At 61.8% G+C, this 9017-nt stretch carries 10 protein-coding genes; 8 read left to right on the forward strand and 2 right to left on the reverse strand.

Translation table 11 applies throughout. The features are described 5' to 3' along the window. Positions 1-187: 187 nt before the first annotated feature. Entirely contained in the window at positions 188-601 is a 414-nt protein-coding gene (locus EJA72_RS16565; RefSeq protein ID WP_157712510.1) for a response regulator, read from the reverse strand. 66 nt (positions 602-667) lie between these two features. Beyond that, positions 668-877, reverse strand: a complete 210-nt coding sequence (locus tag EJA72_RS16570) for a Flp family type IVb pilin (protein WP_157712511.1) — start codon at positions 875-877, stop codon at positions 668-670. A gap of 326 nt (positions 878-1203) precedes the next feature. On the opposite strand from EJA72_RS16570, the gene cpaB reads away from it, so the two are divergent. Genes cpaB through EJA72_RS16610 form a run of 8 tightly spaced genes read left to right on the forward strand, consistent with a single transcriptional unit; the run spans position 1204 to position 8693 of the window. Next, positions 1204-2151: a Flp pilus assembly protein CpaB gene (cpaB, locus tag EJA72_RS16575; protein ID WP_157712512.1), complete on the forward strand. Its 948-nt coding sequence runs from the start codon at positions 1204-1206 to the stop codon at positions 2149-2151. Between the two features lie 20 nt (positions 2152-2171). Beyond that, complete coding sequence (locus tag EJA72_RS16580; protein WP_157712513.1) at positions 2172-3434, forward strand: type II and III secretion system protein family protein; 1263 nt, start codon at positions 2172-2174, stop codon at positions 3432-3434. Further along, positions 3431-4621 carry a pilus assembly protein gene (locus EJA72_RS16585; protein WP_157712514.1) on the forward strand — a complete coding sequence of 397 codons (1191 nt, stop codon included), beginning with the start codon at positions 3431-3433 and terminating at the stop codon, positions 4619-4621. Before EJA72_RS16580 ends, EJA72_RS16585 begins: the two co-directional genes overlap by 4 nt. After that, positions 4618-5898 (forward strand): CpaF family protein, encoded by a 1281-nt coding sequence (locus tag EJA72_RS16590; protein WP_157712515.1) that lies wholly within the window; start codon positions 4618-4620, stop codon positions 5896-5898. Before EJA72_RS16585 ends, EJA72_RS16590 begins: the two co-directional genes overlap by 4 nt. Positions 5899-5908: 10 nt before the next feature. Then, complete coding sequence (locus tag EJA72_RS16595; RefSeq protein ID WP_157712516.1) at positions 5909-6793, forward strand: type II secretion system F family protein; 885 nt, start codon at positions 5909-5911, stop codon at positions 6791-6793. Then, the gene (locus tag EJA72_RS16600; protein ID WP_157712517.1) at positions 6790-7680 is read left to right on the forward strand and encodes a type II secretion system F family protein; all 891 of its coding nucleotides are present in this window, start codon (positions 6790-6792) and stop codon (positions 7678-7680) included. Before EJA72_RS16595 ends, EJA72_RS16600 begins: the two co-directional genes overlap by 4 nt. Positions 7681-7690: 10 nt before the next feature. Next, positions 7691-8404, forward strand: a complete 714-nt coding sequence (locus EJA72_RS16605; RefSeq protein WP_157712518.1) for a tetratricopeptide repeat protein — start codon at positions 7691-7693, stop codon at positions 8402-8404. A gap of 13 nt (positions 8405-8417) precedes the next feature. Next, positions 8418-8693 carry a DUF3613 domain-containing protein gene (locus EJA72_RS16610; protein ID WP_157712519.1) on the forward strand — a complete coding sequence of 92 codons (276 nt, stop codon included), beginning with the start codon at positions 8418-8420 and terminating at the stop codon, positions 8691-8693. Positions 8694-9017: the final 324 nt, after the last annotated feature.

Here is a 9017-nt window from a genome sequence, read left to right on the forward strand (position 1 = left end):
ATGAATACCGGAGCGAAGGAACGCCGAGCCTTAGCGAGGGGCCGGACGCTTGGGGCGAGCCTTTTTTTGCTTACTTTTTTTTGGCGTTTGAAAAAAAAGTGAGTCGCCGTAAGGGCGAAACCCTAAGTAGCCGTTACCGCAGAAACGGATATGTACACCACCATCACCATCACCATCACCATCACCATCACCGAACAGCCAAACTCAACCGCGGCTGCGGAAACAAATTGTTCAACGTCTCCAACAACCGCACGTGATAAATCGGCTTGCGAAACAGATCCAGCACCTGCAACCGCAACATATCGCTGACATCCTCCATATCCGCATGCCCCGACGTCACAATCACCGGCAAATGCTGCCGAGCCGTATGCTCGCGCAACCGCTTGATCAACGACATCCCGCTCTCCTCGGGCATCCGCAAATCCGTGATGACCAACGCAATATCAGGGTGACGCGTCAAATGATTCAGCGCGAGCTTGACCGAAGTCGCCGTAAAACAATGGAAACCCTCCCCCTCCAGCAACTCTGCCAGTTCAAGCAGCGCATCCTCCTCGTCATCGACCAGAAGCAGTTGTTGGCGCGCAACGGCAGGAGCGTTCATAGGCAACACCTAGGATGGACGAGCGCTGACTCTAGAATCCGTTTCAAGCATTGGCAAGTTATGGCGTTATGGCGTACCGCCCAATGCGGTGGTGATTTTGCCGAAGATATTGGTGATCGTAGTGCCCATGCCCGCACTGAGCCCGGCAATCACCACCGCCACCATGGCCGCCACAATCGCGTACTCGATACCGGACGCACCTTCAGTGTCTTTGGCCAAGCCTTTGTAAAAAGCGATTTCGGATTTGATCTTCTGGACGAGCCTGGAAACGAACATGGCATTTCTCCTGGATGACAACGGGTGTTGCACCGCTGCAACATGATTCCCCTATGCCAGCACCAGCATTGACGGCATTTTCCCTCCCAACAACTGTAAGAACGTATTAACGCTAAAGTAGTAATCACTTCATTGACGCCAAATAACAGTGCTTTTGCGCCGTAGCCCCCTACTTTTGTTAGATATTTTCCAATCCCTAATGGCGTTTTGCGATACCTGCGCTACGGTCAAATAGCGAAACAGTTTTATGTTCATAGCTGCCTGATTGCGAAGTTGTCCCGTCGGGCTTGACGGGTTCTTTGAGCAGCAGGAAAGGGAGAGCCGTCATGAACAGCCGTGTCACCATGGGCCTGGCCGGGTTGTTTCTGGTAGGCGCCATCATTGCGGGTTATTGGGGCCTCACGCTGAGCCGTCAACCGGTCCCCGAGCCTGTCGCACAACCTGTCGTGGTCACCAATACGCCAACAGCCCAGGCACCTGCGCCGGTGGATGACCCCACCCGCCAACCGGTGGTGGTGCTGCTGCATGACGTCGCCCCGTTCGTGCAAATCACTGCCGCCGACGTCGCCCTGGAAAAACTCCGTACCGCCCCCGTCGGCAGCCTGACCCGGCTTGACCAGGCGATTGGCCGCACACCTTGGCGCGCGCTCACCGCCGGCAGTTGGCTCAATGCTGAAAGCTTCGAAGCCGGCAGCCCGCTGGCCCGGATGATTCGCCCGAATGAACGCGCCCTCGCGGTGGCCGTGGACGACGTGATCAACGCCGGCGGGCAACTGGCGCCCGGGGACTACGTCGATGTGCTGCTGTTTCTGCGCATGGACAGCAACAACCTGCAACCGTCGGCGCAGTTGGTGGTGCCGGCCTTGCGGGTGCTCGGCGTGGGCGAACAACTGGGCTTGACCAACGATGGCCAGCCCTCGAACCCGGCCCTCAGCAACGACGAAAAACTCAAACAGAATCAAATGCGCGCCGCCGCCCGCACGGTGCTGCTCGCCGTTCCCGAACAACTCTTGAGCCGGCTGATGCTGGCCGCCCAGGCCGGCGTTTTGCGCCTGGCGGTGCGCAGTGCCGATGAACAGCGCCTGGCGCAGTACTGGGCCGGGGCCAGCGACTCATCGAACAACCTTGCGGCGGCCAATCGCGAACTGATCCAGTTCAGCCAATTGGCCATGACCGCCCCGCCCAAACCCGTCACTACCCCTGGCGCAGTCGCCCCACGCAAGGCAGGCGTGGAAGTGATTCGCGGCAATGAACTCACGCAGCAAACTCCCTGAGTCGAGCAAGGATGCATTTAATGCGCAGACGCAACATGTCCATTTTCCAAAGCCTGCTCTGGGCCTCTTTATTGAGTGGCCTGCCGCTCACGGAGACCTTTGCAGCCGCCGGAAATTGCGCTGCGCTGGGCTCGATGCCGGCCGTGCTGGAAGTCGGAGAAGGGCTGCAACAGGAAGTGCAATCGCCCGTAGCGATTACGCGTGTGGCCGTGGGCGATCCGAAAATCGCCGACGTGCGGGTCAACGGCAATCAGGCGTTCCTGCTGACCGGCATGGCCTCTGGCGCGACCAGCCTGATGGTCTGGACAGCCTGCGCGAGTGCGCCGCGCCAGAGCATGGTGTTCGTCCAGGGCCGGGCCACAACGGCCATGACCTCCGCCACACAATTGCCGTCCGACGACCCCGCGCTGCCCTCGCAAGTGCAGACCGACATCCGCTTCGTCGAAGTCAGCCGGACCAAACTGAAAGAGGCCGGCACCTCCATTTACGGGAAAAACTCGAACTTCCTGTTCGGCTCCCCCGGTACCGTGCCCAATACCGCCGTGACACCCGGTGTACTGCCGCTGCGCAACCTTGATCCGCGCATCGCCGTGCCGAGTATCCCCCTGGCCAATGACGTGTACAACATCGTGGCCGGCGGCGGCAATTTCCTCGCCATCATCAACGCCATGGAAAGCACCGGCTTCGCTTACACCCTGGCCCGGCCGAGCCTGGTGGCGATCAGCGGGCAGAGCGCGAGCTTCCTCGCCGGCGGTGAAATCCCGATCCCGGTGCCCAGCGCCAACAGCAACAGCTACTCCATCGAATACAAGGAATTCGGGATTCGCCTGACCCTCACCCCGACCGTGGTCGGCCGCGACCGCATCGCCCTGAAAGTGGCGCCCGAGGTCAGCGAACTGGATTACAACAACGGCGTGACCATCGGCGGCACCACCGTGCCGGCGTTCACCATCCGCCGCACCGACACCAGCATTTCCCTGGCCGATGGCGAGAGCTTCGTCATCAGCGGCTTGATCAGTAGTCAAAACGCGTCGCAAGTCAGCAAGTTTCCGGGGCTGGGCGACATCCCGATCATTGGTGCGTTCTTTCGCAACTCCTCGATCAAGCGCGAAGAGCGCGAGCTGTTGATGATCGTCACGCCGCACCTGGTTCAACCCTTGGCGGCAAACGCACAACTGCCGTCGTTGCCCGGTGAAAAACTGCGCAACTACGACCCGAACTGGTACCGCCTGTACTTCCTTGAAAACGGCAATTTCGATAAACGCAGCGGGTTATCGCAATGAGTCAGAGCCTGAGTCAAACCTTCCTCGCAATCACGCGCAACAGCACCGACCTCGAGTGGCTGCAAGGCGCCCTCGCCCCGCTGGGCCAAGTGGTCGGCGCCGGCGGCGGCAACCTCGACGAACTGTTGGCGCTGGTGGACGTGACCCTCGCCAGTCTGGTGTTCGTCGGACTGGATCGCGAACACGTGGTGGCCCAGAGCGCGTTGATCGAAGGGGCGCTGGAGGCCAAGCCGATGCTGGCGATCGTCGCGCTGGGCGACGGGATGGACAACCAGCTTGTACTGAACGCGATGCGTGCCGGCGCGCGGGATTTCGTGGCCTACGGTTCACGCTCCAGTGAAGTCGCCGGCCTGGTCCGACGCCTGAGTAAACGCCTGCCCCCCGTGGCGCCCAACACGCAACTGGGTGGACTGACCGTGCTCTACGGCGCGCAGAGCAATGCCGACGGGGCTTTGCTCGCCAACCACATGGCACAAGTGGTGCAGAAAAGCGGTCAGCAAACGCTGCTGCTGGACCTGGGTTTGCCGCGTGGCGACAGCCTGGCGTTGCTCGGGCTGGAGAGCTCGTTTCATTTCGGCGATGCCTTGCGGCATTTGCGACGTCTCGACGCCACGATGATCGACAGTGCTTTCACCAGTTGCGAAAACGGGCTGCGGATTCTCGCCTACGCCAGCAACGACGAACCGCTGGAACACACCAGCGCCGCCGAGCTGTACATGCTGCTCAGCGCCCTGCGCCAACACTTCCAGCACATCGTGGTGAACCTCACCGGCCAGCCCGACAGCGAGGCCTTGCGCACCTTCGTCAGCCATTGCGACAAGCTGCTGTGGTACACGGACCAGAACGTGCTGGACTGTCGCCGCAACCTGGAAGTGCTGAACCTGTGGCGCGAAAAAGGCATGAAGCTCGATCACGCCCGGTTGCTGGTGGACCGCTACCTGCGCAACGTCGCGCCGGACTCCGACACGCTGGGCAAAAGCTTCGGCATGGAGGTGATCGCGATCCTCAACTACAGCCCTGAAGTACGGCTCAACGCCAAGAACCAGGGCGTCTCCCTGTTCGAGCTCGCCCCACGGGAAGGTCTGACCCAGAGCCTGCGTACCCTCGGCGAACGGCTGGCCAAACGCTCCGAAGGCCTGGTCAAACCCAAGGCAGGCTGGTTCAACCGCTTGAGGGGCGCGCAATGAGTGGCGAAAAACTCTTCGGCGCGCCCCAGCGCGTGTCCACCGGCAATACCGACCACGACGGCCTGAAACTGGTGCTGCACCGCTACATCATCGACGCCATCGAGGAGTCCGGAAAAAACCTGCTGGAAGGCTCGCGGCAAGTCCTGTCGCAGTTCGTCATCGACAAAATTGCCGAGTACATTGCCCGGCTGCACCTGGCCATTTCGCGTTATGAAATGGAGCGCCTGGCGGAAGAAATCGTCGACGAGCTCACCGGTTTCGGCCCGCTGGAAGTGCTGTTGCGCGACCCGGCGGTGACCGAGATCCTGGTCAACGGCCCGCACCGGGTGTTCGTCGAGCGCGACGGTGTGCTGCATCAAAGCGATTTGCGTTTTATCGATTCGCACCACGTCGAACGGGTCATGCAGCGCATCCTCGCGCCCCTTGGGCGGCGGCTGGACGAGTCCTCGCCGATGGTCGATGCGCGGTTGCCGGACGGCAGCCGGGTCAACGCGATCATCCCGCCGATTGCCCTCGACGGTCCGTGCCTGTCGATTCGAAAATTTCGCAAGGACATGCTCAAGAGCTCCGACCTGATGGCGATGCAAACCATCGACCAGGCGATCTTCGACTTCATTCAGGAGGCCGTGGGCAAGCGCTGCAACATCCTGATCAGCGGCGGCACCGGCACCGGCAAGACCACGTTGCTGAACATCCTCAGCCAGCTGATCAACCCTCACGAACGGCTCGTCACCATCGAAGACATCGCCGAACTGCAACTCGGCCACCCGCACGTGGTGCGTCTGGAAACCCGTCCGCCGAATGCCGAAGGGCACGGCGAAGTGAAGGCCAGCGACCTGATTCGCAACGCCCTGCGGATGCGCCCGGACCGAATCATCCTCGGCGAGATCCGTGGCGTCGAAGTGCTCGACGTGCTGACGGCCATGAACACCGGCCACGACGGTTCGATGAGCACCGTGCACGCCAACAACGCCCAGGATGCGCTGTTGCGCCTGGAAACATTGGTGGGCCTGACCGGCCGCACCATCGCCGAACGCACCTTGCGGCAAATGATCTGCGCCGCGCTGGACGTGGTGATCCAGTTGACGCGCATGCCCGATGGCCGACGCTGCGTCAGCGAAGTGGTGGAGGTGATCGGCATCCGTGAGGATGTGTACGTCACCAACACACTGTTCCGGCTCGACCGGCGTAACGGTTTCGGATTCCTGCGCGAGGCGGTCCACCCCGCCGGCGACAAATTGCGCCGCGAGTCGGCGCGCGCACCCTCCGCGTACTAAGGGGCACGCCATGCTCAAATCGGTGCTGCTGATCCTCGTTTGCGTGGCCCTGCTCGGTTTGTCGATCCGCCTTTTTTATCGCGGCATGCGCCAGACCGGTAAAGAGCGGGTGCTGGGTCGTCTGAGTCAGGGGCAAGTGGAGCGGGTCGTGGAGAAGTCCTCCTGGGCGGGGCTGGAGCGCGCCTTTTTGCGCGCCGGTCTCGGGCGGCCAACGGAACGGTTGAATCTGTGGCTGATGCTCTGGGCGCTCGGCGTTCTGTTGGGCGTCGCCGTGGCGGGCTGGATCGGTTTGCTGGCGATGCTGTTGCTGCCACCGCTGCTCCTGCGGGTGTACGTGAGTTGGCGTTATCAGCGCCGGCTCAAGCGCATGATCGAACAACTGCCGCAGATGCTCGATCACACGGTACGCAGCCTGAAGTCCGGGCGGACCCTGGCCGATGCGGTGTTGGGCGCCATCGAGGCTGCCGAAGATCCCCTGAAAAATGCCATGGGCCGCGTGCAGCGCAACGTGCAATTGGGCGTCAGCCTGCCGGACGCCGCCTCGGACCTTGCCGAGCTCTATGAAAAAGAAGAACTGCGTCTGTTCGCACTTGGCTTGAAGGTCAATCACCGCTACGGCGGCAATGCCAGCGAGTTACTGGAAAACCTGATCAAGATGATCCGCGAACGTGAACAGGCAGCGCGCCAACTCGCCGCCATGACCGGCGAAACCCGCGTCACGGCCTGGGTGCTGGGCAGTTTGCCGATTGCCCTCGCCGGCTATTTTCTGTTGACCAACCCTCACTATTTGCTCGCCATGTGGAACGACAGCTCGGGGCAAATCATGCTCGCGAGCGCGTTCGCCCTGCAGGTGGTGGGCAGCCTCGCGCTCTGGCGCATGTTGCGCAGCGTATGAAAATCCCGCTGCTGATCAGTGCGCTGCTGTTCCTGGGGGCCACGCTGTTGCTGCTCAGCGGGCTGCTGGACCAGCGTCGACGCGTGCGTCAGGTGGCCCAGCGGCTGGACGGAAAACTGCCCGGCGACGATCGCGTCGGTCACTGGCTGCAGTGGCTGGGCAACAGCCGGATCGGCCAGCGCACGGTCAATCTGGACACTGAAACCCAGGCCCTGCTCAACCGCCTGGGTTGGCGTAGCGTGCGGCGGCGTTCGCTGTTCGCGGCCTTTCAGGTCGGCAGTCCCGTACTGGCATTGGCCCTGACATTGCTGGTCCAAGGGCTGTTTTTTCCCCATGTGAACAACCAATGGCTGGCCCCGGCGTTTGCCACGGGTTTCGGCTACCTGTTGCCCAAACGCTTGCTCGCCGCCGCCGTGAACCGTCGGCAAAAACAACTGGCGATCGAGATTTCCACCTTCATCCCGCTGCTGCGCATCCTGTTCGAATCGGGCATGGCGGTGGAGCAGTCGCTGCGCGTGCTGAGCAACGAAGGCCGGCAGTTAATGCCGGCGCTGACCCATGAACTGCGCCTGGTGCTGGCCCGGGTCGACTCCGGCCTGGAGCTGGGCGAAGAGCTGAACAAAGCTACGCGTTTGCTCGCGGTGGACGAGTTCACCGACACCTGCGTGATCCTTCAGCAGTTGATTCACCAGGGCGGCGGTGCGATGAAATCCCTGCTGGCCCTCAAGCAATTGCTCGATGACCGGCGCCTGACGCGCTTGCAGGAATACATCTCCAGAATGTCCGCCAAAATGTCCGTCGTGATGATGCTGTTTCTCTTCCCGGCGTTATTGATCGTGCTCGCCGGCCCGGGTTTTACCGCCCTGGCCCGGGCAATGGCTTTTTAGAGGGAACGTGATGAAAGCATTGATCGCCGGTGTGGGTTTGCTGTTGTTGAGCGGTTGCGCGACCGACGGCCAGGCCCCGTGGAGCGCCCTGACCAGCTCGTCCAGTTGCGCCAAATTGAGTTCCGAAGAACAGCTGTCGCTGAACCTCGCCGACGACATGGCCAACGACGGCAAACTGCACGCCAGCCTGGCCAACCTGCAGAACCTTCCCGAGAACTCGGCCGACGTGCGCTTGCGCAAAGCCAAGGTTTATCGCCTGCTCGGCCGCAGCGAAGCCGAACCTCTGTATCGCAGCCTGCTCGGCAGTTGCCTGTCCGCCGAAGCCGAACACGGCCTCGGTCAACTCGCCGCCGCCAAGGGTGATAACGGCCAGGCCCAGGCTCACTTGCAGCGGGCCGCACGCCTGGCACCCACCGATGAAAAAATCCGCAACGACCTCGGCGTGGTGTACCTCAATCAACTGCGCGTGGAGGACGCACGCTTCGAATTCCTGACCGCCATGGAGCTCAAGCAAAGCGATCAACTGGCGGCCCTGAACCTGGTGACCTTGCTGATCTACCAGGACGACTGGAACCGCGCCGCCGAACTGGTCAGCCGCCTCGGCCTGAGCCCCGCCCAGGTCACCGAAGCCCAGGCCCGCGCGGAAAAACTCAAGGCCCCGGGCAAACCCGCCCCGGCCGCCGCGAACCAGGTCGCCGCCGTCGCGATACCGACCATCCAATAGGGAGAAGTCTTGAATGAAATCGACCCTGTTCTACTGCCTGGGCCTGCTGGCCCTGCCCCTCAGCGCCCACGCCATCGACCCCGGCCCCTCCTCCCCGCAACAGCAGGAAACCGAGGGTTGGTTGCAACTGCAAAGCAGTAATACGGCGGCCTCGGCGAAACCTCAGGTATCGACCGCTGCGGAACGAGAGCTGGCCATGCAGCGGTGGTTGAAGAGCTATCAGCATGAGATTCCGCAGTTCTTCGATCAGGATACGGGGGGGCGGGTGGACAGTGGGTCGGGTGGGTAGGGTTTAAAGTTGGCTGTGTCGGGTTAATTGATTTTGTGGGGGAATGTCTGGCTGTCAGACCGCCATTGCCTACAACGCGATCAACTGTAGGAGCGAGCTCGCTCGCGATGGTCGTGAACGATGACGCGGGCTGCCTGAATTAACGCGTTGCCTGCACGTTTTTCGCGAGCAAGCTCGCTCCTACAAGGGATCGGGGACTCGCCTGCAGCTTTTGATCTTGATCCACCCGCCCCGTCGGGAGGCTGAGTGGAGGTGTTCATCCGGGGAGTGGCGCGCAGCGCCGTTCGACGCAGTCGAACACGCTGCATGCAGGTGCAGCGAAGC

The organism is Pseudomonas sp. PB120 (assembly GCF_009761815.1).
Lineage (GTDB): Bacteria > Pseudomonadota > Gammaproteobacteria > Pseudomonadales > Pseudomonadaceae > Aquipseudomonas.

Bases quoted from the DNA above. Each gene is read 5' to 3' on its own strand.
- EJA72_RS16610 (WP_157712519.1), top strand. From the start codon at position 8,418: ATGAAATCGACCCTGTTCTACTGCCTGGGCCTGCTGGCCCTGCCCCTC.
- EJA72_RS16600 (WP_157712517.1), top strand. From the start codon at position 6,790: ATGAAAATCCCGCTGCTGATCAGTGCGCTGCTGTTCCTGGGGGCCACG.
- EJA72_RS16590 (WP_157712515.1), top strand. From the start codon at position 4,618: ATGAGTGGCGAAAAACTCTTCGGCGCGCCCCAGCGCGTGTCCACCGGC.
- EJA72_RS16595 (WP_157712516.1), top strand. From the start codon at position 5,909: ATGCTCAAATCGGTGCTGCTGATCCTCGTTTGCGTGGCCCTGCTCGGT.
- EJA72_RS16605 (WP_157712518.1), top strand. From the start codon at position 7,691: ATGAAAGCATTGATCGCCGGTGTGGGTTTGCTGTTGTTGAGCGGTTGC.
- EJA72_RS16570 (WP_157712511.1), bottom strand. From the start codon at position 877: ATGTTCGTTTCCAGGCTCGTCCAGAAGATCAAATCCGAAATCGCTTTT.
- EJA72_RS16565 (WP_157712510.1), bottom strand. From the start codon at position 601: ATGAACGCTCCTGCCGTTGCGCGCCAACAACTGCTTCTGGTCGATGAC.
- cpaB (WP_157712512.1), top strand. From the start codon at position 1,204: ATGAACAGCCGTGTCACCATGGGCCTGGCCGGGTTGTTTCTGGTAGGC.
- EJA72_RS16580 (WP_157712513.1), top strand. From the start codon at position 2,172: ATGCGCAGACGCAACATGTCCATTTTCCAAAGCCTGCTCTGGGCCTCT.
- EJA72_RS16585 (WP_157712514.1), top strand. From the start codon at position 3,431: ATGAGTCAGAGCCTGAGTCAAACCTTCCTCGCAATCACGCGCAACAGC.